Annotated in this window: 28 protein-coding genes and 1 pseudogene; 22 read left to right on the top strand and 7 right to left on the bottom strand. The window is 65.6% G+C overall.

All coding sequences use genetic code 11. The features are described 5' to 3' along the window. Positions 1-390: 390 nt before the first annotated feature. The 7 genes from AC1DZY_RS14385 (at position 391) to AC1DZY_RS14355 (ending at position 5,168) form a co-directional block, all read left to right on the top strand. Complete coding sequence (locus AC1DZY_RS14385) at positions 391-2,154, top strand: acetolactate synthase 3 large subunit (protein ID WP_476820805.1); 1,764 nt, start codon at positions 391-393, stop codon at positions 2,152-2,154. A 131-nt stretch (positions 2,155-2,285) separates the two neighbouring features. Then, positions 2,286-2,993, top strand: coding sequence for an aspartate/glutamate racemase family protein (locus AC1DZY_RS14380; RefSeq protein ID WP_476820804.1), 708 nt, complete (start codon positions 2,286-2,288; stop codon positions 2,991-2,993). Next, positions 2,990-3,703: a glutathione S-transferase family protein gene (locus AC1DZY_RS14375; RefSeq protein WP_476820803.1), complete on the top strand. Its 714-nt coding sequence runs from the start codon at positions 2,990-2,992 to the stop codon at positions 3,701-3,703. The genes AC1DZY_RS14380 and AC1DZY_RS14375 overlap by 4 nt, the downstream gene beginning before the upstream one ends. Beyond that, on the top strand, positions 3,700-4,239 hold the full coding sequence (gene ilvN, locus AC1DZY_RS14370) for an acetolactate synthase small subunit (RefSeq protein WP_476820802.1): 540 nt from the start codon (positions 3,700-3,702) through the stop codon (positions 4,237-4,239). The genes AC1DZY_RS14375 and ilvN overlap by 4 nt, the downstream gene beginning before the upstream one ends. Positions 4,240-4,256: 17 nt before the next feature. Beyond that, a complete protein-coding gene (locus AC1DZY_RS14365; protein ID WP_476820801.1) occupies positions 4,257-4,616 on the top strand; it encodes an AbrB/MazE/SpoVT family DNA-binding domain-containing protein in 360 nt (119 codons plus the stop codon). Beyond that, positions 4,582-4,959 (top strand): type II toxin-antitoxin system PemK/MazF family toxin, encoded by a 378-nt coding sequence (locus AC1DZY_RS14360; RefSeq protein WP_476820800.1) that lies wholly within the window; start codon positions 4,582-4,584, stop codon positions 4,957-4,959. The genes AC1DZY_RS14365 and AC1DZY_RS14360 overlap by 35 nt, the downstream gene beginning before the upstream one ends. Beyond that, positions 4,956-5,168: a hypothetical protein gene (locus tag AC1DZY_RS14355; protein WP_476820799.1), complete on the top strand. Its 213-nt coding sequence runs from the start codon at positions 4,956-4,958 to the stop codon at positions 5,166-5,168. The genes AC1DZY_RS14360 and AC1DZY_RS14355 overlap by 4 nt, the downstream gene beginning before the upstream one ends. 17 nt (positions 5,169-5,185) lie before the next feature. On the opposite strand, the gene AC1DZY_RS14350 is transcribed toward AC1DZY_RS14355, so the two are convergent. The 3 genes from AC1DZY_RS14350 to AC1DZY_RS14340 all read right to left on the bottom strand — a co-directional run bounded on the left by AC1DZY_RS14350 (position 5,186) and on the right by AC1DZY_RS14340 (position 6,801). Beyond that, positions 5,186-5,524 (bottom strand): hypothetical protein, encoded by a 339-nt coding sequence (locus tag AC1DZY_RS14350; protein ID WP_476820798.1) that lies wholly within the window; start codon positions 5,522-5,524, stop codon positions 5,186-5,188. Next, a complete protein-coding gene (locus AC1DZY_RS14345) occupies positions 5,521-6,168 on the bottom strand; it encodes a hypothetical protein (protein WP_476820797.1) in 648 nt (215 codons plus the stop codon). The genes AC1DZY_RS14350 and AC1DZY_RS14345 overlap by 4 nt, the downstream gene beginning before the upstream one ends. 90 nt (positions 6,169-6,258) lie before the next feature. Then, positions 6,259-6,801 carry a DUF924 family protein gene (locus tag AC1DZY_RS14340; RefSeq protein ID WP_476820796.1) on the bottom strand — a complete coding sequence of 181 codons (543 nt, stop codon included), beginning with the start codon at positions 6,799-6,801 and terminating at the stop codon, positions 6,259-6,261. Between the two features lie 103 nt (positions 6,802-6,904). On the opposite strand from AC1DZY_RS14340, the pseudogene AC1DZY_RS14335 reads away from it, so the two are divergent. From AC1DZY_RS14335 to AC1DZY_RS14320, 4 genes and pseudogenes are all read left to right on the top strand, one after another. Next, positions 6,905-7,522 (top strand): annotated as a pseudogene (locus AC1DZY_RS14335) (TetR/AcrR family transcriptional regulator); the annotation flags it as partial. Then, complete coding sequence (ilvC, locus tag AC1DZY_RS14330; protein WP_476820953.1) at positions 7,408-8,631, top strand: ketol-acid reductoisomerase; 1,224 nt, start codon at positions 7,408-7,410, stop codon at positions 8,629-8,631. The pseudogene AC1DZY_RS14335 and the gene ilvC, both read left to right, overlap by 115 nt. A 222-nt stretch (positions 8,632-8,853) precedes the next feature. After that, positions 8,854-9,051 (top strand): hypothetical protein, encoded by a 198-nt coding sequence (locus AC1DZY_RS14325; protein ID WP_476820795.1) that lies wholly within the window; start codon positions 8,854-8,856, stop codon positions 9,049-9,051. A gap of 67 nt (positions 9,052-9,118) precedes the next feature. Beyond that, positions 9,119-9,349 carry a hypothetical protein gene (locus tag AC1DZY_RS14320; RefSeq protein WP_476820794.1) on the top strand — a complete coding sequence of 77 codons (231 nt, stop codon included), beginning with the start codon at positions 9,119-9,121 and terminating at the stop codon, positions 9,347-9,349. Between the two features lie 236 nt (positions 9,350-9,585). Here the strand turns inward: AC1DZY_RS14320 and AC1DZY_RS14315 are convergent, their stop codons facing one another. Continuing rightward, the gene (locus AC1DZY_RS14315) at positions 9,586-9,963 is read right to left on the bottom strand and encodes a ComEA family DNA-binding protein (RefSeq protein WP_476820793.1); all 378 of its coding nucleotides are present in this window, start codon (positions 9,961-9,963) and stop codon (positions 9,586-9,588) included. A gap of 215 nt (positions 9,964-10,178) precedes the next feature. Continuing rightward, entirely contained in the window at positions 10,179-10,703 is a 525-nt protein-coding gene (locus AC1DZY_RS14310; protein ID WP_476820792.1) for a DedA family protein, read from the bottom strand. Positions 10,704-10,895: 192 nt separating this feature from the next. Between AC1DZY_RS14310 and AC1DZY_RS14305 the strand changes: the two genes are divergently transcribed. The 11 genes from AC1DZY_RS14305 (at position 10,896) to AC1DZY_RS14255 (ending at position 22,018) form a co-directional block, all read left to right on the top strand. Continuing rightward, a complete protein-coding gene (locus tag AC1DZY_RS14305; RefSeq protein ID WP_476820791.1) occupies positions 10,896-11,774 on the top strand; it encodes an ABC transporter ATP-binding protein in 879 nt (292 codons plus the stop codon). Continuing rightward, a complete protein-coding gene (locus AC1DZY_RS14300; RefSeq protein WP_476820790.1) occupies positions 11,771-12,562 on the top strand; it encodes an ABC transporter permease in 792 nt (263 codons plus the stop codon). Before AC1DZY_RS14305 ends, AC1DZY_RS14300 begins: the two co-directional genes overlap by 4 nt. A 68-nt stretch (positions 12,563-12,630) precedes the next feature. Then, positions 12,631-14,058: a DUF3592 domain-containing protein gene (locus tag AC1DZY_RS14295; protein WP_476820789.1), complete on the top strand. Its 1,428-nt coding sequence runs from the start codon at positions 12,631-12,633 to the stop codon at positions 14,056-14,058. A 102-nt stretch (positions 14,059-14,160) separates the two neighbouring features. Continuing rightward, positions 14,161-15,180 (top strand): ABC transporter substrate-binding protein, encoded by a 1,020-nt coding sequence (locus tag AC1DZY_RS14290; RefSeq protein ID WP_476820788.1) that lies wholly within the window; start codon positions 14,161-14,163, stop codon positions 15,178-15,180. Positions 15,181-15,238: 58 nt separating this feature from the next. Next, on the top strand, positions 15,239-15,649 hold the full coding sequence (locus AC1DZY_RS14285; protein ID WP_476820787.1) for a nuclear transport factor 2 family protein: 411 nt from the start codon (positions 15,239-15,241) through the stop codon (positions 15,647-15,649). Between the two features lie 90 nt (positions 15,650-15,739). After that, complete coding sequence (gene pdxY, locus AC1DZY_RS14280; protein ID WP_476820786.1) at positions 15,740-16,588, top strand: pyridoxal kinase PdxY; 849 nt, start codon at positions 15,740-15,742, stop codon at positions 16,586-16,588. Between the two features lie 5 nt (positions 16,589-16,593). After that, positions 16,594-17,718, top strand: coding sequence for an endonuclease/exonuclease/phosphatase family protein (locus tag AC1DZY_RS14275; RefSeq protein ID WP_476820785.1), 1,125 nt, complete (start codon positions 16,594-16,596; stop codon positions 17,716-17,718). Further along, positions 17,715-18,617 carry a PhzF family phenazine biosynthesis protein gene (locus tag AC1DZY_RS14270; protein ID WP_476820784.1) on the top strand — a complete coding sequence of 301 codons (903 nt, stop codon included), beginning with the start codon at positions 17,715-17,717 and terminating at the stop codon, positions 18,615-18,617. Before AC1DZY_RS14275 ends, AC1DZY_RS14270 begins: the two co-directional genes overlap by 4 nt. Beyond that, a complete protein-coding gene (locus AC1DZY_RS14265) occupies positions 18,614-19,336 on the top strand; it encodes an NUDIX hydrolase (protein ID WP_476820783.1) in 723 nt (240 codons plus the stop codon). The genes AC1DZY_RS14270 and AC1DZY_RS14265 overlap by 4 nt, the downstream gene beginning before the upstream one ends. A 40-nt stretch (positions 19,337-19,376) precedes the next feature. Next, positions 19,377-21,452, top strand: coding sequence for a M3 family metallopeptidase (locus AC1DZY_RS14260; protein ID WP_476820782.1), 2,076 nt, complete (start codon positions 19,377-19,379; stop codon positions 21,450-21,452). 197 nt (positions 21,453-21,649) lie between these two features. Next, entirely contained in the window at positions 21,650-22,018 is a 369-nt protein-coding gene (locus tag AC1DZY_RS14255) for a hypothetical protein (protein WP_476820781.1), read from the top strand. Positions 22,019-22,033: 15 nt separating this feature from the next. Here AC1DZY_RS14255 and AC1DZY_RS14250 read toward each other — a convergent pair whose 3' ends face one another. Together AC1DZY_RS14250 and AC1DZY_RS14245 are read right to left on the bottom strand one after the other, a co-directional pair. Next, positions 22,034-22,426 (bottom strand): YbhB/YbcL family Raf kinase inhibitor-like protein, encoded by a 393-nt coding sequence (locus AC1DZY_RS14250; protein ID WP_476820780.1) that lies wholly within the window; start codon positions 22,424-22,426, stop codon positions 22,034-22,036. Positions 22,427-22,484: 58 nt separating this feature from the next. Beyond that, positions 22,485-22,859, bottom strand: coding sequence for a hypothetical protein (locus tag AC1DZY_RS14245; RefSeq protein WP_476820779.1), 375 nt, complete (start codon positions 22,857-22,859; stop codon positions 22,485-22,487). Positions 22,860-22,863 lie beyond the last annotated feature (4 nt).

The raw sequence follows: 22,863 nt of genomic DNA, 5'->3' as shown, positions 1-22,863 counted from the left end.
ATGGTCCCCGGCGCGATCGGGTGGACCCTAGCAACGCGACCTTGAAAAAGTGTTCCCTTTGGTCAGGAGATTCTCGGGGATCGCGTTGACGGTGTCGAAAGGTTTAATGTTTCCGTGCGGAAACGGGCCGGCATGGGCTTCAGGCTTGACCGCGCGGGGCGGCTCGGCTAGCGTCCCGCAATATCCGCAAAGGACATGTGGCGCGATGCGCAAGCTTATTATCGTACGGGTGCGCTGGTAGGGGCCGGTTCTTGACAGAACCGCGCGTCCCCGACGCCAGCGCACGTTCAGGCCCCTCCGAGGGCCTTTTTTATTGCCCGCTTTCCGCCGATCCAGACCCACTTCGATCCAACCGACTTCAATCCAACCGACCTGCCGCAGGAGATCGTTATGAGCGAGATGATGACCGGAGCCGAGATGGTCGTCCGCGCGCTTCAGGACCAGGGCGTCGAACATCTGTTCGGCTACCCCGGCGGCGCCGTGCTGCCGATCTACGACGCGCTGTTCCAGCAGGAAAAGGTCAAGCACGTCCTCGTCCGCCATGAGCAGGGCGCGGTCCATGCAGCGGAGGGCTATGCGCGCTCGTCGTCGGGCAAGGTCGGCTGCGTCCTCGTCACCTCGGGCCCCGGGGCGACAAACGCCGTCACCGGCCTGACCGATGCGCTGCTGGATTCGATCCCGATCGTCGTCATCACCGGTCAGGTTCCGACGCATCTGATCGGCTCGGACGCGTTCCAGGAGTGCGACACGGTCGGCATCACGCGCTCCTGCACCAAGCACAACTATCTGGTGAAGAGCATCGCCGACCTGCCGCGCATCCTGCATGAGGCATTCTATGTCGCGGCCAACGGTCGGCCCGGCCCCGTCGTCGTCGACATCCCCAAGGACATCCAGTTCGCCAGCGGGCTCTACAGCCGGCCGCGCGACAACCAGCACAAGACCTATCGCCCGGTCGTCAAGGGCGACCTGAACAAGATCAAGGCGGCCGTCGAGTTGATGGCCAAAGCGAAGAAGCCGGTGTTCTATACCGGCGGCGGCGTCATCAACTCGGGCCCGCACGCCTCGGCGCTGCTGCGCGAACTGGCGCGGCTGACGGGCTTTCCCGTGACCTCGACTCTGATGGGGCTGGGCGCCTATCCCGCAGCCGACAGGCAGTGGCTGGGCATGCTGGGTATGCACGGCACCTACGAGGCCAATCTCGCGATGCATGACTGCGACGTCATGATCAATATCGGTGCGCGCTTCGACGACCGCATCACCGGGCGGCTCGATGGTTTCTCGCCGCATTCGCAGAAGATCCATATCGACATCGATCCGTCGTCGATCAACAAGACCGTCAAGGTCGACATCGGCATCATCGGCGATTGCGCCCATGTGCTCGAGGACATGGTCCGGATCTGGCGCGAGACCTCGCCGCAGATCGACAAGGCGGCGCTGACCACGTGGTGGACGCAGATCGAGGGTTGGCGCGGCCGCAACAGCCTCGGCTACAAAAACACGAGCGACATCATCAAGCCGCAATATGCGATCCAGCGGCTCTATGAGCTGACCAAGGGCCGCGACACCTATGTCACGACCGAGGTCGGCCAGCACCAGATGTGGGCGGCGCAGTATTTCCATTTCCAGGAGCCGAACCGCTGGATGACCTCGGGCGGTCTCGGCACCATGGGCTACGGCCTGCCCGCCGCCATCGGTGTCCAGATGAAGCACCCCAAGGCGCTTGTCATCGACATCGCCGGCGAGGCCTCGATCCTGATGAACATGCAGGAGATGTCGACCGCCGTGCAGTACCGCCTGCCGGTCAAGATCTTCATCCTGAACAACGAGTATATGGGCATGGTACGCCAGTGGCAGGAACTGCTGCATGGCGGGCGCTATTCCGAGAGCTATTCGCAATCGCTGCCCGATTTCGTGAAGCTTGCCGAGGCTTATGGCGGCCATGGCATCCGCTGCTCGGACCCGGCCAAGCTCGACGATGCGATCATGGAGATGATCGACAGTCCCAAGCCGGTGATCTTCGACTGCCTCGTCGCCAAGCACGAGAACTGCTTCCCGATGATCCCGTCCGGCAAGGCGCATAACGAGATGATCCTCAACGATTTCGAGGGCGACACCGGCGACATCATCGACGCCAAGGGCAAGCAACTGGTTTGATTGAGCGCGTCACGCTCGGGCTCGGCCCGAGCATCTCGGGCCGGATGAGATGCATCATCCGGAACCGGATTCTCGGGCCTGCGCTTCGCCGTGCCCGAGAATGACGGCTTCGAGGCGACAGGGGGAGTTCCATGACGACAATCGGCCTGATCGGCGGCATGAGCTGGGAATCGACCGCGGTCTATTATCGGCTGCTGAACGTGGGCGTGCGCGCGCGGCAGGGCGGGCTGCATTCGGCCGATGTGCTGCTGCATTCGCTCGACTTCGCGCCGATCGCGGAGATGCAGGCGAGGGGCGACTGGGAGACTGCCGGCAATGTGCTCGCCAGCAGCGCGCGGCGACTCGAACAGGCCGGCGTCGGCTGCATCGTCTTGTGCACCAACACGATGCACAAGCTGGCCGACAAGATCACGGCTGCGACGCGTGTACCGTTCCTGCACCTCGCTGACGTCACCGCGCAGGCGATCAGGCAAAGCCCGTCGCGCCGACCGCTGCTGCTGGCGACGCGCTTCACAATGGAACAGAGCTTCTATCGCGACCGGCTTGCGGCCTTCGGCGTCGAGGCGATGGTGCCCGATGCCGGACAGCGCGATGATGTCCACAAGATCATCTACGAGGAGCTTTGCCGGGGCGAGATCCGGCCTGCCTCCAAGGCGCGCTATCTCGAGATTATCGCGGAGGCGGCTGCGCAGGGTGCCGACGGCGTCATTCTCGGCTGCACCGAAATCGGCCTGCTGATTTCGCAGGGCGACATGGCGCTGCCGGTCTTCGACACCACGGCCCTGCATGTCGAGGCGGCGCTCGATTTCACGATGAATGCGGAAAGCCGGGCGGCATGAAACTCGTCATCGCCAACAAGAACTACTCGTCCTGGTCGCTGCGGCCCTGGCTGCTGCTGACGCAGTTCGGGATTCCGTTCGAAGAGGTGCTGGTGCCGTTCGGACAGACTTTTGACGATCCCGAATGGAAGCGCGCGATCTCGGCCTTCACGCCGGCCGGCAAGGTTCCGGCGCTGATCGACGGCGAGATCAAGGTCTGGGAATCGCTGGCGATCATGGAGTACGTCGCCGATCTGCGGCCCGATCTGCCGATCTGGCCGCGCGATCCGGCCGCGAAGGCGATGGCGCGGGCCATTTCCGCCGAGATGCATGCCGGCTTCCAGGCCCTGCGCGGCGCCTGCCCGATGAACCTCGCCTGGGTTCATGGGCAGCGCGATCGCGGAGCCAGGGTCGCGGCCGATGTCGCGCGCATCAGTGCGATCTGGCGCGAGGCAAGGCAGCGCTTCGGTGCGGGCGGGCCATTCCTGTTCGGGGCATTTTCGGCGGCCGACGCCATGTATGCGCCTGTCGCGTCGCGTTTCTCGACCTACGCGATCGGGCTCGACCCGGTCTGCACGGCTTATGTCGAGGCGCTGCAGGCGACACAGGGCTTCAAGTCCTGGCGCCTTGGGGCGCTTGCCGAACCCTGGATTATTGCCGAAGACGAGGCCGGCGAACCCGTCCTCACGGATTTCCGCCCCCATCTCAGCCGCAGCCGAGCCTTGTCATGAACACGTCGTCGCACTACCCCACCGCGCCGGTCGCCCAGCCCGTCGCGCGCCATACGCTGGCCGTCATCGTCGACAATGAGCCGGGCGTTCTCGCCCGCATCGCCGGGCTGTTCTCCGGCCGCGGCTACAACATCGAGAGCCTTACGGTTTCCGAGACCGAGCATGACAAGCACATCTCGCGGATCACGGTCGTGACCTCGGGCACGGCCAATGTCATCGACCAGATCAAGGCGCATCTCGACCGGCTGGTGCCGGTCCATCGCGTCGTCGACCTGACGCTGCAGGGCGAGGCGCTGGAGCGCGAACTCGCGCTGGTCAAGGTCGTCGGCAAGGGCGATCACCGCGTCGAGGCGATGCGGCTGGCCTCGGCCTTCGGCGCGCGCACGCTCGACGCCTCGCTGACATCCTTTGTCTTCGAGCTGACCGGCTCGACCGACGAGATCGAACGCTTCATCAAGCTGATGACGGCGGTGGGGCTGACGGAGGTTTCGCGAACCGGCATCGCGGCGATGAGCCGTGGGCCTGACGCGATGTAGCCGCTTTGGATATCCGGATGCCCATGCTACGGATATCCTACAGGGAGGCGGCGATGAAGGTCCAGGTCGCGAAATGGGGCAACAGCACCGCGGTGCGGTTGCCGAAGGCGCTGGTGAGGCAACTCGGATTGGTGCCGGGCGCAACGCTCGACGCGACGGTGTCGGGCAAGATGCTGCAACTCGTAGCCCACCCCCAGCCCTCGTCGCTTGTCGGCGGAAGGCCCGAGCCCTTTCCCGTCACCGCGGAATGGCTGATCGCGGAAGCCGAGCGACTGGGCGGACTCGATAACGCTCCGGAAGACGATTGGGATTGGGGTCACGACGTCGGCTCGGAAGTCATCTATGACGACTACAATCCGCGACCAAAGACGGTTTGAAGCCGGACAGGTCTACTGGGTCGATCTCGATCCGGTGATCGGCTCCGAGCAAGGCGGGCGTCGTCCCGTGCTCGTCTTATCGGACGACACGCTTCATAGCATCTCGGGTCGCATTTTTGTCTGCCCGATCACCTCCGCCAGTCGGCCATGGCCGACGAAGGTGGTCATCCCTGCTGGCTGCGTCGTCTCCGGCGTGCTGCTGACCGATCAGGTTCGTATGATTGATCGTGCGCGTGTCTTTCGACTGCTGGGCTCTCTGCCGGACGAAACCGTGCTGCGCGTCAGGCATCGCCTCGCGGCCTATTTGGCGATCGCCTCGGCAAATCAGGCTAATCCGTCATGACGCTCACCCTCGAACAGATCGCGATCGGCCTCGGCGTCGTCGGCCTTGCCTGCTTCGCCTGGCCGATCATGCAGCGCCTGAGCGGCAAGGCCGCGCCGGAGGAGGCTGGCAGCGGCAAGAGCCTGCGCTCGCCCTTGTGGTGGGCGGGTTTCGGGCTGACGATCGCGGCGATCTTTCTGCAGCGGCTTGCCAGCCAGCAGGGCGGCTGAAGCCGTTGCATCGCGGCTCAGACCGTATCGACCGCGCAGCGTAGCGTGCCGCCGAGCGTCGTCAGCGTCACGGTCGTGATCCGGTCCTTGCGCACGGCGAGATCGCAGAGCGCAAAGCGCTCGTCGCCGCGTCGCACCATCGCGAGCCGGGCGGTGCCGACGTTGCGCTTCACGACGATGCTGCCGCCGCGCGCCGGTTTGACCGGCTTGTCGTCAAGCAGGAGTTCCGGAGGGGCCGAGAGCGAAGGGGCCATGCGCACTTCGACATAACCCGATTGCCGCTCGCTGCAACCAACGAGCAGCAATCCGACGCCGACGACGGCGAGCCCATATGACGTGGAGCGGCGAGGTGTCATGCGCCGGGCGGCTTCAAAGCCCGAATGACGTTGCGCAGTGCGTCCGAGGCATTGCGGATCTCGCCCGAGAGCTGACGAATGATCTCGACGGCCTCGCGGGCCTTCTGGACCTGCAGCAACTCGTCGACGAAGTCCTCGCGCGTCTGCAGCGTTTTAAGCAACTGCACGAATTCGCGGCGCGCCTTGTCGAGATCGCCCGAGGCCTGTTCCGTGTCGGAGACGATCCGGTTCCATTCGCCGAGCAGGAAGTCCTTCTGGTCCTTGGTGAAGCGGGTGTCCTTGAGGATCTGGTCGAGCTTGCCCTGGGCGTGGCGCAGCGCCTGCGCGCCAAGTTCGGCGACCTTGGAATCGTCGGCGACGGAGCCGAGCGCTCCGGCCACGAAGGCGCGCAGGCCCTCGATCTCGGCCTTGAGCTTGCTGGCGTCGGTCAGTTCGCCGATCGCCTTGGCGCGCCCCTCGATCGTGGTGTTGAAGCTTTCCAGGCTCTTCTTGAGCGAGTCGACCTGCTTGGCGAAATCGTCGACGGGCGAGGCGGGCGTCTCCTGTGTCTGCGCTGGCGCGTCCGTGCGGGTCTGCGCTACGGCGACGAACGGCAGGGCCAGAACGCTTGCCGCGCCGACCAGACTTCCGATGAGACGCCGCATGATGAACTCCGATGGCCGCAGGGGTATCCGACACCGCGGATCGAAACTCATTCAGGTTTATGTCGAAGCTGTGGTCAAGCCGTCCCTGTCTCAGCCGCGAAAGCCGCCTTCGTCGAGGAAAGCCTGCTCGTCGGGCGTGGTCGGCCGGCCCAGCACGGGATTGCGATGCGGGAAACGGCCGAAATTGCGGATGATGTCGCGGTGTGCGGCGGCATGTTTCACGCCCTCGGTGTCGTCGGAGGCTGCGCAGAGCGCGACGCAGCGTTCCTGATGCTTCAAATCCTCCGCATGCATGAACGGCATGTAGAGGAAGCGGCGCTCGGGGGGCTCGAAGGCCCGGTCGAAGCCTTTTGCGATGGCCCGCTCGGCCACGCCCAGTGCGATGACATCGGTGGCGAAGGCTTGGCGGCTGCCGCGAAACAGGTTGCGCGGGAACTGGTCGAGCAGGATCAGCAGAGCGTAGGCGCCGTCGGCCGTCGCTTCCCAATCGTCGAGCCGGCCTGCAGCCGCTGCCTCATGCGTCGTCAGGAAGCGGCTGCGAATCTCGGCGTCGAACGCTTCGTCCTTGGCGAACCATTTGTCTGGACCCGCCGCACGCCAGAAAGCCAGCACATCCTCGATCGCCGCCTGCATTGTTTCTCCCATCGTCATCAAAGCGCTTGCGGAGCGCTGGCCGTCGCGCTAAACGGCCGAACCGTAACGTACGGTACGGCACTTTCGGCCCTTTCAGGCGACCATGACGGCGACGCGTATAGCACCCGACAACGAGGCGGAGGAGCCCACGGCCCGTCAAGAAGCCGTGCTCGACGCCGTGCTGTCGCTGATGCTGGAGGAGGGCGACCAGCTGACCATGAACGCGGTCGCGCGCCGCGCGAGTTGCTCCAAGGAAACGCTGTACAAATGGTTCGGCGATCGTGACGGCCTGCTGACCGCGACCGTGCAATGGCAGGCGGCGCGGGTCCGGGCCGGGCGCTATGACCGCCAGAAGCTCGACGTCGCGACTTTGCGCGACAGCCTCAAGGATTTCGCGGCTAACTGGCTGACCGTGATCTCGAGCCCGACCTCGATTGCGCTCAACCGTCTCGCCATCGGTCATGCGGCCTCGCGCAAGAGCAATCTTGGCGGCATCGTGCTCGCCAATGGCCGCTTCGCGATCGGCGAACGTCTCGCGCCGGTGCTCGAAGCGGGCCGCGAGGCCGGTCTGCTGTCCTTCGAGGACACGGAGACGGCGTTCCGGACATTCTTCGGGCTCGTCGGCCGCGATGTGCAGATCCGGCTGCTGCTCGGCGACGCGCTGAAACTCGACAAGGCCGAGATCGAGCGCGATGCCGCCCGTGCCACCGACCAGTTTCTCACCCTTTACGGACGGGCGCAGTCTTCGACGAAGCTCTCGCCCGCACCGAAAGCCTAGAAAACTCGCAAACCCAAGGAAGGACGACCACCATGCGCGTTTATTACGACCGTGACGCCGACATCAATCTGATCAAGGGCAAGAAGGTCTGCATCGTCGGCTACGGTTCGCAGGGCCATGCCCATGCGCTCAACCTGCGCGATTCCGGCGTCAAGGATGTCGTGATCGCGCTGAAGGCCGGCTCGGCCACCCGCAAGAAGGCCGAAGAGGCCGGCTTCAAGGTGATGACCCCGACCGAGGCCGCCAAGGTCTCCGACATCATGATGATGCTGACCCCCGACGAGCTGCAGGGCGACATCTACCGCGACGAACTGCATGGCAACATGAAGGAGGGCGCGGCCCTCGTCTTCGCGCATGGTCTCAACGTCCACTTCAACCTGATCGAGGCCCGCAAGGATCTCGACGTGCTGATGGTCGCCCCCAAGGGCCCCGGCCATACCGTGCGCTCGGAATATCAGCGTGGCGGCGGCGTGCCGACCCTGATCGCGATCCACCAGGACGCGACCGGCAACGCCCATGACCTCGGCCTGAGCTACGCCAGCGCCAATGGCGGCGGTCGCGCCGGCATCATCGAGACCACCTTCAAGGAAGAGTGCGAGACTGATCTGTTCGGCGAGCAGGTCGTGCTCTGTGGCGGCCTGGTCGAGCTGATCAAGGCTGGTTACGAGACGCTGACCGAGGCTGGATACGCCCCCGAGATGGCCTATTTCGAGTGCCTGCACGAAGTGAAGCTGATCGTTGACCTGATCTATGAGGGCGGCATCGCCAACATGAACTACTCGATCTCGAACACCGCCGAATTCGGCGAGTATGTCACGGGTCCGCGCATCATCACGGCCGAGACCAAGGCCGAGATGAAGCGCGTGCTGACCGACATCCAGTCGGGCAAGTTCACCCGCGACTGGATGCTCGAGAACAAGGTCAACCAGACCTCGTTCAAGGCGACCCGCGCCCGCATGGCCGCCCATCCGATCGAGGAAGTCGGGGCCAAGCTGCGCGACATGATGCCCTGGATCAAGGCGAAGGCGCTGGTCGACAAGACGAAGAACTGAGCCAGGGCTGCGTTCGCAGCTTGATTCAACGGCCTTCCGATCTGAATCAGTTTTGCGAAGCAAGCTTCTGGTAAGGTTAACAGATTTCCGATCGACCAGAAGGCGGGCGCAGCGATGCGCCCGCCTTTTCGCATTCCGGGACGGAGGCCTGCCGGTTCATGGCGGAACCGTGACGACATGAGCGCGTTGTCACCGCAGGCAGGAATGTCGGGAGCACGCCCAATGACACCGGATCGGGACTCAAGCGAACAGATCACACGCGAGCGCCGGTTGCGCGAAATGGCTAATGAGGCCGAACGCCGGCGCGGCGCCGTCGCCAGCCAGGAGGAGGGCGAAGACTGGCCGCTTCTCAGCGCACTGTTCGGTGGACTGGCGGTCGCCCTGCTGGTCAACACCTTCGTCAGCCTGATGCCGGCCTGACCCGTCGCAAGCCAGCGTCTCCGGTGAGCGGATTTCGCCAGACGGCGCGGTTGGAAGGAGACCAGACATGATCGACCAGGATCAACGCCCCTCACCGGTGCAAAACGACGTGACCAGCCGGCACGCGCCACACAGGGAAGAGCCGAGCCAGCTCGATCAGGTCGACGACACGCCAGCGGTCGAAACGCCTGTGAAGGCGCGGCAGGGCTTTCTCGGCAAGCCGGTTCTCATCGTTCTAGGCGCCAGCCTCGTGCTGGCGATCCTGGCAGGAATTTTTGTCGGCTATATTCCGGTTTGAGCCGCTTGCACTGTGACCACCACGACTACGATGGAGGGTGAGATGACAGTTCTAAAATTGTTCGACTCGCAGACCCTCGCGCGCATCGCCATGGGCCTCTCGTTTGCGCTGACGGCGGCGGTCGTCGCCGGTTTTGTCCGGATCTGACGAGAAGCCCAATCCGGCGCAGCTCGCGCTACTCAAACATTGAAGGCCCGGCGTTTGACGCCGGGCCTTTTTCGTCCAGTCGGGCGCGATCAGAAGGTGATCTTGTCCTTGATGTCGGCCTCGACATTGGAGGGCAGGACGCTGCGCTTCACGAGGTCGGCGAAATCCTTGAACTTCGCCTTGCCGCGCTCCTCGATGATCTTCTTGGCGCGGGCGTCGCCGATGCCCTTGAGCGTGTCGAGCTCGGCGGCGGTCGCGGTGTTGATGTTGATCTTCTTGACCTGGGCGGGCTGGGTTGCGGTCGGGGTAACCGGTCGGGCCGGCTGCACGGCCGGGGCGACCGGTGCGGCGACGGCAGGTGCTGCCGGTCGTGCCGGCGTCGCGGGCTGCGTCGCGGTCTGGGCGAAAGCGCTGCCGGCCGTCAGGGCGATGGCGGCAAGCGGGAGCAGGAAACGGGAGATCGTCATGGCATGGACCCCTCAAGGTCTGCCCGGATTGTCGCGTCGGACGGGAGCCGGGCCCCCCGCCCAACGACGCCGCCGGTTTGTGGCCGGTCCAGCGCGTCAGATCCTGCGTCGCACCGGTTGGTGACGGGTCGCCGACCTGACGACGCGATATCGCGCCGGACGGCGTGAACCCGGGCTGAATATGCCGTTCAGCCAAATGCAGCTTTCGCCAGGGTTCAGCGCGCCATGAACTCGGCGAGACGTCCCGCGCCGTAGAGCAACGCGAAACCCCACGCGGTCGAGGCGACCCAGTTGGCGATCTGGAACGGCCAGAACGGCATCTTCACGATGCCGGCGACGATCGCGATGACCGCGCGCAACGGCCCAAAGAAATGGCCGATCAGAATGCTGGCGACGCCCCATTTCTCGAAGAAGGCGTGGCCGCGATCGAGCAGTTGCGGGTTCTTGTTCAGCGGCCAGTAGTCGCCGACGCGCGGCCCCAGCACGAGGCCGACCCAGTAGGAAATCCAGAACCCGGTGCCGGCGCCGAGCGAGGCCGCGATCGCCAATGGGATCAGGTTCAGTCCCGATGCGCCGGCCGCCGCTCCGAATGCGGTGAAGAACACCGTCGCCGGCACGAGCCAGGACAGAACCGCAACGCATTCGCAGAAGGCGACGAGGAAGACGATGGGCAGCGCCCATTCCTGATGAGCCCGCATGAACTCGACGAGCGCGTGCATCCAGAGTTCGAGTTGGGCCATGGCGGGCTGCGATCTTTCCGGCGGGAGGTCATCGGCTTATCGCTGCCACTGTGCGCCGACGCAACAACCCGCCTTCGCCGAAGGACGGCTTTGCCTTCGTCAGGCTATGCCCTAATCATGCCGGCAAAGACGATGAGAACGAGCGGCGGGCGTTCCACGCGAGCGCCGCCTGCCGACGGGGAAACGGATTTCATGGCGTTGCAGAACAGCCCGCAGGGCGAGGCGGGAGCAGCCGGCGCGACGCTTTCGTCGCCGGCCGTCGCGCTGGGCGGGCTCGACATCACCTTCAACCTCGATGGCGGCACGCGCTACAAGGCCGTGACCGGCATCGATCTCAGCGTCGCCGCCGGCGAGTTCGTCTCGGTCGTCGGGCCGACGGGTTGCGGCAAGTCGACCCTGCTCAACGCCGCCGCCGGGTTGCTCACGCCCTCGGCCGGCACGGTTTCGATCTTCGGCAAGCCGCTGTCGGGCCTGAACCGTCGCGCCGGTTACCTCTTCCAGGCCGATGCGCTAATGCCGTGGAAGACCGCGCTCGACAACGTCAAGGTCGCGCTGGAGCCGATGGGCGTGGCCGATGCAGAGGCCGACAGGCAGGCCCGCGACTGGCTTGGTCGCGTCGGCTTGCGCGCCTTCGTCGATCGCTATCCGCATATGCTGTCGGGCGGCCAGCGCAAGCGCGTCAGCCTCGCGCAGATGCTGATCCGCAACCCCGAAATCCTGCTGATGGACGAGCCTTTCGGGCCGCTCGATGCGCAGACCCGGCAGATCATGGGCAACCTCCTGCTCGATCTCTGGTCGAAGGACCGCAAGGCGCTGATCTTCGTGACGCATGATCTCGAAGAGGCGATCGCGCTGTCGGACCGCGTCGTCGTCATGTCGGCAGGGCCCGCGGCCGGCATCGTCGCCGATTATCGCGTCACCCTGCCGCGCCCGCGCGACATCGCCGAGATCAGGCTGGAGAAGGCTTTTCACGAGATCCACCGCGACATCTGGGCCTCGCTGCGCGTCGAGGTGCAGAAGGCCTATGCGATGGGCGATGGGCGCGAACTGGTCGAGGGAGCGGCATCATGAACCGCCTCAAGCTGCTGGGCCTGCAGGTTCTGGTGATGGTCGTGTTCCTGGCGATCTGGCACGTCGTGACCGCCTATCCGCTGATGGGCGATGTCAAGACGATCCAGTTCTTCTTCTCGACGCCGGCCGCCGTGATCGGCCGGACCTTCACCCAGCTCACCGGCCCCGATATCTACTGGCACCTCGGCATCACCCTGACCGAGACCGTGCTCGCCTTCGTCATCGGCTCGGCCGCCGGCATCTTCTTCGGCTTCACCTTCGCGCGGCGCGAATTGCTGGCTGCGGTGTTCGACCCCTATATCAAGGCGGCCAACGCCCTGCCGCGTGTCGTGCTGGCGCCGATCTTCGCGCTCTGGTTCGGGCTCGGCATCTGGTCGAAGGTCGCGCTCGGCTTCACGCTGGTGTTCTTTATCGTCTTCTTCAACGTCTATCAGGGCGYGCGAGAGGTCTCCCCGACCGTGCTGGCCAACGCCCGCATGCTTGGCATGAACGAGCGCCAGCTCTTCCGCCATGTCTACTGGCCGTCCGCGCTGACCTGGATGTTCTCCTCCTTACACACCTCGGTCGGCTTTGCGCTGGTGGGCGCGGTCGTCGGCGAATATCTCGGCTCCTCGGCGGGGCTGGGTTACAAGATCCACGAGGCCGAGAGCGTTTTCGACGTCACCGGCGTGTTTTCGGGCATGCTGATCCTGGCGATCTTCGTGATCGCGATCGACGCCGTCGTGACGCTGGTCGAGAAGCGGCTGCTGGTCTGGCGGCCGGGGCAGAGTTCGACGACGGCGACCTAACGTCAGCAGCGCTTGCTTCTGCCCGCAAATGAGCGTCATCCTCGCATTCTCACTGCGGGGGGACGGTCATGGAACTCGATGTCCACGATCGCATCACGGCCGATCCGACGCCGGGCGATATCATCGCCGCCGTCGATGCGCGCGGCGCCGAGCCGGACTGGTTCATCACGCTCTCGGACGATGACGGTTATGTCGAGGCTTTTCCGGCTGGCCGCAATCGCTTCCGGATGGCCTATGCCACCGGCAAGGAGCGCTTCGACGCGCCCGATCCGGTCGATGCCGAGACGCTGAAGGCGGTCCTGCTGGCCTGCCTGCGCGGCGAGGAAGGCTGGCGCACGCAGCATGGCTGGGTCCGCAAGCCGACGCGAGCGCAGGCCGCCGCGACCTCGGGCGAGCCGCCGACCTGGGCCGTCGCGGGCGTCGTCGCCTCGGTCGCGTTCATCGTTGTGGTGGCCAATCTGCCGCGCGACTGGCTGCCCTTCCTCGACACGACGCTTGGCACCATCGCCTTGTTCGCGCTGCCCGTCGTCGTGATGATCTGCGCGATGATCGCCAATGCCGCGCTCAAGATGCACAAGGCCAAGAACTGGCTCCCGGTCCAGGCCAAAATCACCCGCTCGAAGCTCACTGTGCGGCGGCCGCCGCCGGGCAACGAGATCGGGACCGCCGTCAATGTGCCCGACGTGACCTATACGTTTTCGGTACAGGGCAAGAGCTATCAGGGCAGCCGCGTCAGCCTCGGCGACGTCAGCGGCCGTTTCGCCGAGGAGGCGGTGAGGCGCTATCCGGTCGGCGCCACGGTGACGATCTATTACGATCCAAACGACCCCGGCAATTGCGTGATCGAGCGTGGTCTTGCGGCCGCCCCGGTATCGGGGCTTCCGTCCGCTCCGGCTACTCCCGGCGCATCGGCGTCAACGCCCGAGGCTCGCAAGGCGGCGCTCAAGGGCTGCGCGCCTGCGCTCGTCGTGCTCGCGGCGCTCGGAGCGGGCGGCTACTGGCTGGCGACGGGCGGCGTGCGGGAACTGGAGGCACGGCTGCCCCGCGCCGAGGTGCCGGTGATGCTGTGCGCGATCGGCTTCGGCCTGCTGACGCTGCTGTTCTTCATCGGCTATCGCCGCTCTCTCTTGCGGGCCAATGCCTGGCCGGTCGTGCCGGGAGAGGTCACGGTGAGCCGCGTCGAGGAGCGCTCGAGCAGCGACGAGGGCAGGAGCCGGCGGACATATGCCGCTGTCGTCGAGTTCACATACGAGGTCGGCGGCCTGAGCTTCAGCAGCCGCCAGATCGCGCTCGGGCTGGAGATGTCGGGTTCGCGCAGCGCCGCCGACAAGATCACCGCCCGCTACCCGCTGGGGGCCACGGTCGAGGTGCATTACGACCCCGCCAACCCGTCGCAGGCCGCGCTGGAGAACCCGACCGGCATGAGCTGGCTTCTGTTTGGGGTCGCCATGGCCTGCTTCGGTATCGCGCTCTATGCCAGCCGCATCTTCCGCTGACGAACTGCGACGCAAGGCGGGGTTGGCGCGGGCTGCGCGACTGCTCTAGAACATTTCCCAACAACGCTTTCAAAGCAAAGCATTCTCAGGGAAGGAAACCCCATGAACCGCAGACATCTGATCCTGGCCGCCGGTCTTGCGATTGCGACCTTCGCCGCGCCGGCCTTCGCCCAGAATGCCGAAAAGCCCAAGGTGACGCTGGGCGTCGGCGGCAAGGCGCTGCTGTACTATCTGCCGCTGACGGTCGCGGAGAAGAAGGGCTTCTTCAAGGAGCAGGGGCTCGAGGTCGAGATCAACGATTTCGGCGGCGGAGCGAAGTCGCTGCAGGCGCTGATCGGCGGCTCGGTCGATGTCGTGACCGGCGCCTATGAACACACCATCCGCATGCAGGCCAAGGGCCAGGACGTGCGCGCCGTGGTCGAACTCGGGCGTTTCCCGGGTATCACCATCGCGGTCCGCAAGGACCTCGCCGGCAAGGTCAAATCGGCGGCCGACTTCAAGGGTCTCAAGATCGGCGTCACGGCGCCGGGCTCGTCGACGGCGCTGACCGCGCAATACGCCATGGTCAAGGCGGGGCTGAAGGCGACGGACGCGGCGATCATCGGCATCGGGGCGGGCGCGAGCGCGGTCGCCGCGATCAAGCAGGGCCAGGTCGACATCATCTCGCATCTTGACCCCGTGACCTCCAAGCTCGAGGCCGACGGCGATGTCGTGTCGCTGATCGACACCCGCACCGAGGCCGGCACGCGGGCGGTCTTCGGCGGCTCGAACCCGGCCGCCGTGCTCTATCTCAAGGGCGATTTCGCCGAGAAGAACCCGGTGACGACGCAGAAGCTGGTCAACGCCTTCGTCAAGTCGCTGAAATGGCTGGAGACCGCCAAGCCGGAGGATGTCGCCGATCTCGTGCCGCCGGAGTATCATCTCGGCGACAAGCCGCTCTATCTCGCCGCGGTGAAGAACTCGCTTGAGAGCTATTCGCGCACCGGAATCTCGACGCCGGAGGGCCAGCAGAGCATGTATGATGCGCTGAAGCTGCTCGATCCGGAGCTCGCGACGTCAAATGTCGACCTGAAGAAGACCTTCATCGATACCTTCGCGAAGAAGGCGGCGGCGGGATCCTGACCACTCGACATGCGCGCATTCCCCGGCCAAACTCGCCTCTGACGCAAGGAGAGGCGAGATGGCCGGCCGCGACGCGATCGAGGCGCTGATCAAGGACGCGTATGAGGCCCGCCATCGCGGCGACCTCGATGGGTTGATGACGTTCTTCCATCCGGAGTGCAGTTATCGGATGGTGGGCGCGCCGAGCGCGCCGGAGACATTCGTGGAGCCCGGCGGCAGGGACGCGGTCCGGGCGCAGATGGAAGCGTTCATCCAGACCTTCGTCTTTAACGAGATCGAAGCGATCGCGATGCTGGTGGATGGCGACAGGGCCACCCTGCACTGGCGCGCCGAAGCGACCTGCCTGCCGACCGGGCGCAAAGCAGCGTTCGAGATCATGGACCTGATCACGGTCCAGGACGGCAGGATCCTCGAACTCATCCAGTTCACCGACACGGCCGGCATCGTCGGCCTGATGCAGCCGGCGTGATGCCGGCCATCACCGCTTTCGATTTGCGGTGAGGCAGCGCCTGCGGGTAGAGCTTGCGCCTCCGCCACCAAGCCCGTTGCGCAGCGCCTCATGAACATCCTCTCGATCCAGTCCCATGTCGCCTATGGCCATGTCGGCAACGCCTCGGCCGTGTTTCCGATGCAGCGGCTCGGCGTCGAGGTCTGGCCGATCCACACCGTGCAGTTCTCGAATCACACCGGTTATGGCGCCTGGAAGGGCCGCGTCTTCGAGGGCGGCATGATCGACGAGGTGATGGACGGCATCGCCGAGCGCGGCGTGCTGCCGTCCTGCGACGGCGTGCTCTCGGGCTATATGGGCTCCGCCGATATCGGCCACGCCATTCTCTCGGCTGTCGAGCGCGTGCGCGCCGCCAACCCCAGGGCGGTCTATTGCTGCGATCCGGTGATCGGCGATGTCGGGCGCGGCGTCTTCGTGCGGCCGGGCATCCCCGAATTCATGCGCGAACAGGCGGTGCCGGCGGCCGATATCATCACGCCGAACCAGTTCGAGCTGGAGTTGCTGACGGATATCGGGGTCAAGACCATCGCCGATGCGCATCGCGCCGTCGAGGCGCTGCGCGACACCGGCCCCAGGGTCGTGCTGGTCACGTCTCTCACCACCAACGAGACGCCCGACGACGCCATCGACATGATGGCCTCGGACGCGAAAGGCTCGTGGCGGGTGCGAACGCCCAAGCTCGATGTCAGCGTCAACGGCGCGGGCGACGCGATCGCCGCCCTGTTTTTCGTGCATTACCTGCGCGAGCAGTCGGCTGCGGCGGCTCTCGCCAAAGCCAGCGCCTCGATCTACGGCCTGCTCAAGCGGACCAAGGAGGCTGGCTCCCGCGAAATCCTGACCGTCGCGGCGCAGGACGAGTTCGTGACGCCTTCGCACCAGTTCGCGCCCGAGGCGATCTGAGCGCGATGAAGCTGCGTATCGGCACGTTTAACGTCGAAAACCTGCTGACGCGTCATCGCTTCCAGCCCGGTGGACGTTTCGAGACCGATGCAGCGATGTCGCTGTTCCATTTCCCGCGCGCCGAGGAGCGCGACGCGGTCGAGCGTTCGCTGGCGGTGGCGCTGGAGGACGACAAGCGCCAGATGACCGCTCTCGCCATCGCCGAAGCGCGGGCCGATCTCTGGATGCTCCAGGAGGTCGATTCGCTGGCCAGCCTGCAGGCCTTCTTCGCCAATTACGTCCATCGCAGCGCCGATCATCGCTACGGCCATTTCGCGCTGATCGATGGCAACGATCGCCGCGATATCGACATCGGCTTCGCGGCGCGGCGCGATCTTTTCTCGCCCGCGCAGGTCGTGGTGCGCTCGCACAAGGACATGACCTTCGCGCAGGCCGGCGCGCATGACGGCGATCTCGCGGCGCTGGGCATCGGCCCGAACGACAAGGTCTTCGCGCGGGACTGCCTGGAGGTCGCGCTCGATTTGGGCGGCAGGCAGCTGTCGCTGTTTGGCTGCCATCTCAAATCGATGAACAATGGCCGCGACGACGGCCGCCAGGCGACGCTGCCGATCCGCCGGGCCGAAGCGCGCGCGATCAGGCAGATCGTCAAAGAGCGCTTCGGCGCCGGCTGGCGCGAGGCGAACTGGATCGTGCTCGGCGATCTCAACGCCTATCGCATCGGGCTTGGACCCCAAGCCGTGACGGTCGATGAAGGCGATAGCGGCATCGAGCCGCTGCTTGAGGATTTCGCCGTCGATCCGATGGTGCTCCTGCCGCCGCATGAGCGCTGGACGCATTTTCGGCGGTTCTGGTCGGAGGAGCGGCAGCAACTGGTCGAGACGCATATGCCGCTCGACCATATCCTGCTCTCGCCGGCTCTGGCGGCAGCCAACCCCGCGCCGGCGATGCAGATGATCCGGCGCGGATTGCCCTATCGCGTCCCGCTCGACCCGCGCTCGGCCGACCGTTCCATGGCCACGCTCGCGACCACGGCCGACCGCTATCCGCGCGTCGGCTGGGACCGGCCCAAGGCKTCCGACCATTGCCCGCTCACCATCGATCTCTTTATTCCCGAAGGACCGACCTTATGAAGCGCCGCTTCGTCACGCTCGATGTCTTCACGACGCATCGCCATGCCGGCAATCCGCTGGCGGTCGTGCTGGACGCCGAGGGGCTCGACACCGCCGCGATGCAGGCGATCACGCGCGAGTTCAACCTGTCGGAGACCGTGTTCGTCGCCCCCCCGGTCGATGCCGGCCATCGCGCCGCGATCCGCATCTTTACGCCCGGGCGTGAGCTGCCCTTCGCCGGGCATCCGACCGTCGGCACGGCGGTGCTGCTGGCGTTGCGCGACGCGGCCGAGGGCAAGGGCGCCGATCTGCTGGTGCTGGAGGAAAAAATCGGGCGCGTGCCCTGTGCGGTCTCGGTCGACGGCGGGTTGGCCGGTCATGCCGTCTTCACCCTGCCGCGGCTGCCGCAGGAGACCGAAGCGCCGTCGTCCAATGCCGCGCTCGCCGCTGCTTTGGGGCTCGGCGAAAGCGAGATCGGCTTCGAGGGCCATCGCGCGAGCGTGTTCTCCGCTGGTGTGCCCTTCACCTTCGTGCCGGTGAACAGTCTCGACGCGATGGGGAACATCAAGCTCGACCTGTCCTGCTGGGACACGGCGATGAAGCCGGCCGAGCATCCCAATGCCTTCATCTATTGCCGGCAGACGGCGCAGACGGGGCATCACTATCACGCCCGCATGTTCTGGCCTGGGGCCGGCATCGCGGAAGACCCGGCGACGGGCGGTGCATCGGCGGCCTTCGCCGGCGTCATCATGGCGTTCGACAAGCCCGGCGACGGCGAGCATCGCTTTACGATCGAGCAGGGTTACGAGATGGGGCGACCCTCGCAGATTACGCTCGAACTCACGGTGTCAGGCGGCGTGCTGGCCTCGGCTCGCATCGGCGGTTCGGCCGTCATCGTCAGCGAAGGTGTGCTGCTGTGAGCGAGGCGATCGTCGAGGGTGCGATCGTCCCGCTCAGCCGCGTCGATGCCTGGATCGAACCCTATGACTGGGTCTTCGCGCGTGAGAATGCCGCTGCGATCGCGGCGCACTGGAGCAAGATCACCACGGGCAAGCCGGCGATGTTCGACGGCCGGGTGATGCTGCAGCACCGCGCCGCGATCGTCGATGGCGTTTTCCATGCCGGCTATTTCGAGACCAATTACTCGGCCTTCATGAGCTGGCGCGATTTCGGCCATCCCGGCCCGGTCGTGCGCAACGGCTTCGCGATGGCGGCGCTGCGATCGAGCGACGGCGCGTTCCTCTGCGGCGTGATGGGCGCGCACACGGCCAATCCCGGCAAGGTCTATTTTGCCGCCGGGACGCCCGATCGTGAGGATGCGCGCCCGGACGGGCGGCTCGACCTCGCCGGCAGCGTGACGCGTGAACTCTGCGAGGAGACCGGGCTGACGGAGCCCGAGATCGTGGTCGAGGAGAGCTGGATCGCGGTGGTGACGCCGGGACGCATCGCCTTCATGCGGCCGGTCACGGTGCCGCTTCCTGCCGAGGAGGCGCGCGCGCTGATGCTTTCGCGCATGGCCTTGCAGGACGAGCCCGAGCTTGCCGACATCGTCATCATTCGCGACATGGCCGACGCCGAAAAGCAGGACATGCCGCCTTTCATGCGGCCTTATCTCGCCCATATCTGGGGGCAGGATTGACGCCTCTCTCCCCGTTTCCCGCCTTCAACCGGATGTTGCGATGATTTTTGCTCCCGAGGCACTGCCGCTTCCCGCCGATAATCCCTTTGCTGCCGTGTGGCAGACGCCGTTCGGCCTGCCGCCTTTTGCCGCGATCACGCCTGGGCACATCCGCCCGGCCTTCGAGGCGGCGCTCGGCAAACACAGGGACGAGATCGACGCGATCGTCGCCAACGCAGCGCCGGCGGATTTCGCCAACACGGTCGAGGCCTTGGAGCGGGCAGGGCAGGCGCTCTCGCGCGTCGGCGGCGTGTTCTACAATCTCACCGGGGCGAACACGAACGAGGCGCTGCAGGCGATCGAGCGCGAACTCTCGCCGATTACCTCGCGGCACTGGTCGGCGATCATGATGAACCCCGGCCTGTTCGCCCGGGTCGATGCCGTCTTCGCCAAGCGCGCGACGCTCGGCCTCGACGCGGAGCAGGCGCGGTTGCTGGAGCGGACGCATCGCGGCTTCATCCGCTCGGGCGCGCAACTCGACGCCGCCGACAAGGCGCGGCTGGCCGCGATCAACGAGCGGCTCGCCGGACTTGGCACGCAGTTCGGCCAGAATGTGCTGAAGGACGAATGCTCCTATGCGCTGATCGTCGAAGACGAGGCGGGGCTTGTCGGCCTGCCCGCCTTCCTGAAGGCGGCGATGGCGCGCGCTGCGACCGATCGCGGTCATGACGGCAAGCATGCGGTGACGTTGTCGCGCTCGATCATCGAGCCGTTCCTGACCTTCTCGACGCGGCGCGATCTGCGCGAGGAGGCCTTCATCGCCTGGAGCAAGCGCGGCGAAAACGGCGGCGACACCGACAACCGCGCCATCGTCGCCGAGATGGTAAAGCTGCGCGCGGAAAAGGCGAAGCTTCTCGGCTTTCCGACCTTCGCCCATTTCAAGCTCGACGATTCAATGGCGAAGACGCCGGGGCATGTCCGCGACCTGCTCGAACTGGTCTGGACGCCGGCCAAGGCTCGTGCGGCGCAGGAGGCCGACAATCTGGCCGCGCTGGCGCAGGCCGAGGGCGAGAACGGGCCGATCCGCCCCTGGGACTGGCGTCACTACGCCGAGAAGGTGCGCCAGCAGACCTATGCGCTGGATGAGGCCGTGCTGAAGCCCTATCTCCAGCTCGACCGCATCATCGCGGCCGCCTTCGACGTCGCCGGCAAGCTGTTCGGGCTCGCCCTCGAGGAGAAGACGGAGCTTTCCGGCTACCATCCCGATGTCCGGATCTGGGAGGTCAGGGACGCCGCGAGCAGCCGGCATATCGGCCTCTTCCTCGGCGACTATTTCGCACGTGCCTCGAAGCGCTCCGGCGCCTGGATGAGCGCTTATCGCGGCCAGCGCAATTTCGACGGCGAGACCCGGCCGATCATCGTCAATGTCTGCAATTTCGCCAAACCCGCCGAAGGCAAGCCGGCGCTGCTGTCGATCGACGATGCGCGTACGCTGTTCCATGAGTTCGGCCATGCCCTGCACGGGCTGCTGTCGGATGTGCGCTATGGCTCGCTCGCCGGCACGTCGGTCTCGCGCGATTTCGTCGAACTGCCGTCGCAGCTCTACGAGCACTGGTTCCTGACGCGCGAGGTGATGCAGGAATATTGCCTGCATGCCGAGACGGGCGAGCCGATCCCCGAGGCGCTGATCGACAAGATCAAGACCGCGCAGACCTTCAATCAGGGTTTTGCGACGATCGAATACACCTCGTCGGCGCTGGTCGATCTCGCCTTCCACTCGCTGGAGAGCCCGGCCGAGATCGATCCGCTCGCCTTCGAGGCGGCGGAACTGGCGCGGCTCGGTATGCCCGCAGAGATCACCATGCGCCATCGCACGCCGCATTTCGCCCATGTCTTCTCCGGCGACGGCTATTCGGCCGGCTATTACAGCTATCTCTGGTCAGAGGTGATGGACGCCGACGCCTTCAACGCCTTTTTGGAGGCCGGCGACGTCTTCGCGCCCGAGGTGGCGGCAAAGCTGAAGCGCTACATCTATTCAGCCGGTGATACGCGCGACCCCGCCGAGGCCTATACGCTGTTTCGAGGGCGCCTGCCGACGCCCGACGCGCTGCTGGAAAAGCGAGGATTGGCGGCCTGAAGGCAGCGGGTCGTCAAAGCGTCGCCAAGCCCTTGCGCCGGCTCGCAAGATCGGCACGATGACGCAAGGGGAGCCTGTTCGCCCCTCCGATTCCCGGGGCCGCGCCTGCAAGCCGCAGATGCCCGTCGGGGAGCTTGCGCTTCGGTTGTCCGGAAACCGATGCCGGGTCTTCGTCAAAAATCCGGCATGGGGGGACCATGTTACGACATTGTATCGCTGCGCTGCTTGCGGCTGCCGTTCTCGCGCCGGCGGCGGCCTCCGCCGACGTCATGACCTGGCAATTGCGCAGCTTTTCCAAGAACCAGATCGAGGTCGCGTTCTATTCGCAGAACCGACGCACCGAATGGCCCGGCGGTGGCAAGGTCTATGTCAACAAGACCTTCGACACCGTGAAATACCCGCTCACCTGCGTCCAAGGCGAGAAGATCTGCTACGGAGCCTGGGTCAAGGGCAATTCGAGCAGCTATTGGGGCATGGGGCAGGGCGGCAAGCAGAAATGCAGCGAGTGCTGCTACACCTGCGGCGGCAACACCACGACCAAGGTGCATAATCTCAACGAACGCTGAGGGGACCGGGTGGGCTCAGCGAGTCGGGAAGCGACCCTCGGCGCTCGTCGTGCCGAGCAGTTTTCCGCTCGCGTCCAGCGCCTCCACCGTCCAGATGTAGCGATGCTGTTGTCCCGGCGGCGGGCACGGGCCGACATAGCTGATCGCGCCACGCGCCACGCCGCCCTTGCCGTCGAAGGCGACTGTCGATCCGCCATGGCGGAAATTCGGGGCATCGTAATCCTGCATGCCGAAGCGCAGGCTCGTCGTCCCCTTTGGCGCGGCGCGGATCGTGAAGGCGGGGGATGTGCCGCCGCAGGGACCGATGTCGCTCCAGCTAAAGGCGGCGGAGAAAGCCTGCGCGCCCCCGACCCATAGGCAGGAACCGAAGATTGCGAGCAAAAATGGAGTCAGGCGCAAGCGTGTCATGCCGAGTCCTCACAAAATCACGATGGCTGATGACGCCGCTGCATCACCAGTTCGCCAACTACAATGCGGGATAGCCGAACTTCGCTTTTGTGGCCCTGATCTGGCCTGTCGCTCCGCCGTCATTGCCGCCGGCGCACGTCGACCGCGCGGTCGCGATCTGCGAGGAGACGCGGGCATGCACGCCCTTGGTCGTGTGGCCGCTGGCGAGATCGTTGTCCATCACGGCCTGGAAGCGCTCAACCTCCCCGGAGCAGCCTGTGCCCGAGGGCAGTCGAAAGGTGCTCGGCGTCACGCCGGGCACTGTATAGTCGGACGGTGCCGGCGGCGCGGGCGACGGGCCGACGCTCTGGCAGGCCGCGAGTGCAAAACCACAGGCGGCAAGAACGAGGGTGGCGCGCATCGCGGCGATCTCCGGTGTCGAGGTCGCGACCATGGCC

Source organism: Allobosea sp. P2_A10 (assembly GCF_056405115.1).
Note: the sequence above shows the minus strand (reverse complement) of the source record. Positions and strands in the feature narration are given on the sequence as shown.

Excerpts from the sequence above, each read along its gene's own strand:
- AC1DZY_RS14385 (WP_476820805.1), top strand. The coding sequence starts at position 391 with ATGAGCGAGATGATGACCGGAGCCGAGATGGTCGTCCGCGCGCTTCAG.
- AC1DZY_RS14380 (WP_476820804.1), top strand. The coding sequence starts at position 2,286 with ATGACGACAATCGGCCTGATCGGCGGCATGAGCTGGGAATCGACCGCG.
- AC1DZY_RS14375 (WP_476820803.1), top strand. The coding sequence starts at position 2,990 with ATGAAACTCGTCATCGCCAACAAGAACTACTCGTCCTGGTCGCTGCGG.
- ilvN (WP_476820802.1), top strand. The coding sequence starts at position 3,700 with ATGAACACGTCGTCGCACTACCCCACCGCGCCGGTCGCCCAGCCCGTC.
- AC1DZY_RS14365 (WP_476820801.1), top strand. The coding sequence starts at position 4,257 with ATGCCCATGCTACGGATATCCTACAGGGAGGCGGCGATGAAGGTCCAG.
- AC1DZY_RS14360 (WP_476820800.1), top strand. The coding sequence starts at position 4,582 with ATGACGACTACAATCCGCGACCAAAGACGGTTTGAAGCCGGACAGGTC.
- AC1DZY_RS14355 (WP_476820799.1), top strand. The coding sequence starts at position 4,956 with ATGACGCTCACCCTCGAACAGATCGCGATCGGCCTCGGCGTCGTCGGC.
- AC1DZY_RS14350 (WP_476820798.1), bottom strand. The coding sequence starts at position 5,524 with ATGACACCTCGCCGCTCCACGTCATATGGGCTCGCCGTCGTCGGCGTC.
- AC1DZY_RS14345 (WP_476820797.1), bottom strand. The coding sequence starts at position 6,168 with ATGCGGCGTCTCATCGGAAGTCTGGTCGGCGCGGCAAGCGTTCTGGCC.
- AC1DZY_RS14340 (WP_476820796.1), bottom strand. The coding sequence starts at position 6,801 with ATGCAGGCGGCGATCGAGGATGTGCTGGCTTTCTGGCGTGCGGCGGGT.
- AC1DZY_RS14325 (WP_476820795.1), top strand. The coding sequence starts at position 8,854 with ATGACACCGGATCGGGACTCAAGCGAACAGATCACACGCGAGCGCCGG.
- AC1DZY_RS14320 (WP_476820794.1), top strand. The coding sequence starts at position 9,119 with ATGATCGACCAGGATCAACGCCCCTCACCGGTGCAAAACGACGTGACC.
- AC1DZY_RS14315 (WP_476820793.1), bottom strand. The coding sequence starts at position 9,963 with ATGACGATCTCCCGTTTCCTGCTCCCGCTTGCCGCCATCGCCCTGACG.
- AC1DZY_RS14310 (WP_476820792.1), bottom strand. The coding sequence starts at position 10,703 with ATGGCCCAACTCGAACTCTGGATGCACGCGCTCGTCGAGTTCATGCGG.
- AC1DZY_RS14305 (WP_476820791.1), top strand. The coding sequence starts at position 10,896 with ATGGCGTTGCAGAACAGCCCGCAGGGCGAGGCGGGAGCAGCCGGCGCG.
- AC1DZY_RS14295 (WP_476820789.1), top strand. The coding sequence starts at position 12,631 with ATGGAACTCGATGTCCACGATCGCATCACGGCCGATCCGACGCCGGGC.
- AC1DZY_RS14290 (WP_476820788.1), top strand. The coding sequence starts at position 14,161 with ATGAACCGCAGACATCTGATCCTGGCCGCCGGTCTTGCGATTGCGACC.
- AC1DZY_RS14285 (WP_476820787.1), top strand. The coding sequence starts at position 15,239 with ATGGCCGGCCGCGACGCGATCGAGGCGCTGATCAAGGACGCGTATGAG.
- pdxY (WP_476820786.1), top strand. The coding sequence starts at position 15,740 with ATGAACATCCTCTCGATCCAGTCCCATGTCGCCTATGGCCATGTCGGC.
- AC1DZY_RS14270 (WP_476820784.1), top strand. The coding sequence starts at position 17,715 with ATGAAGCGCCGCTTCGTCACGCTCGATGTCTTCACGACGCATCGCCAT.
- AC1DZY_RS14260 (WP_476820782.1), top strand. The coding sequence starts at position 19,377 with ATGATTTTTGCTCCCGAGGCACTGCCGCTTCCCGCCGATAATCCCTTT.
- AC1DZY_RS14255 (WP_476820781.1), top strand. The coding sequence starts at position 21,650 with ATGTTACGACATTGTATCGCTGCGCTGCTTGCGGCTGCCGTTCTCGCG.
- AC1DZY_RS14250 (WP_476820780.1), bottom strand. The coding sequence starts at position 22,426 with ATGACACGCTTGCGCCTGACTCCATTTTTGCTCGCAATCTTCGGTTCC.
- AC1DZY_RS14245 (WP_476820779.1), bottom strand. The coding sequence starts at position 22,859 with ATGGTCGCGACCTCGACACCGGAGATCGCCGCGATGCGCGCCACCCTC.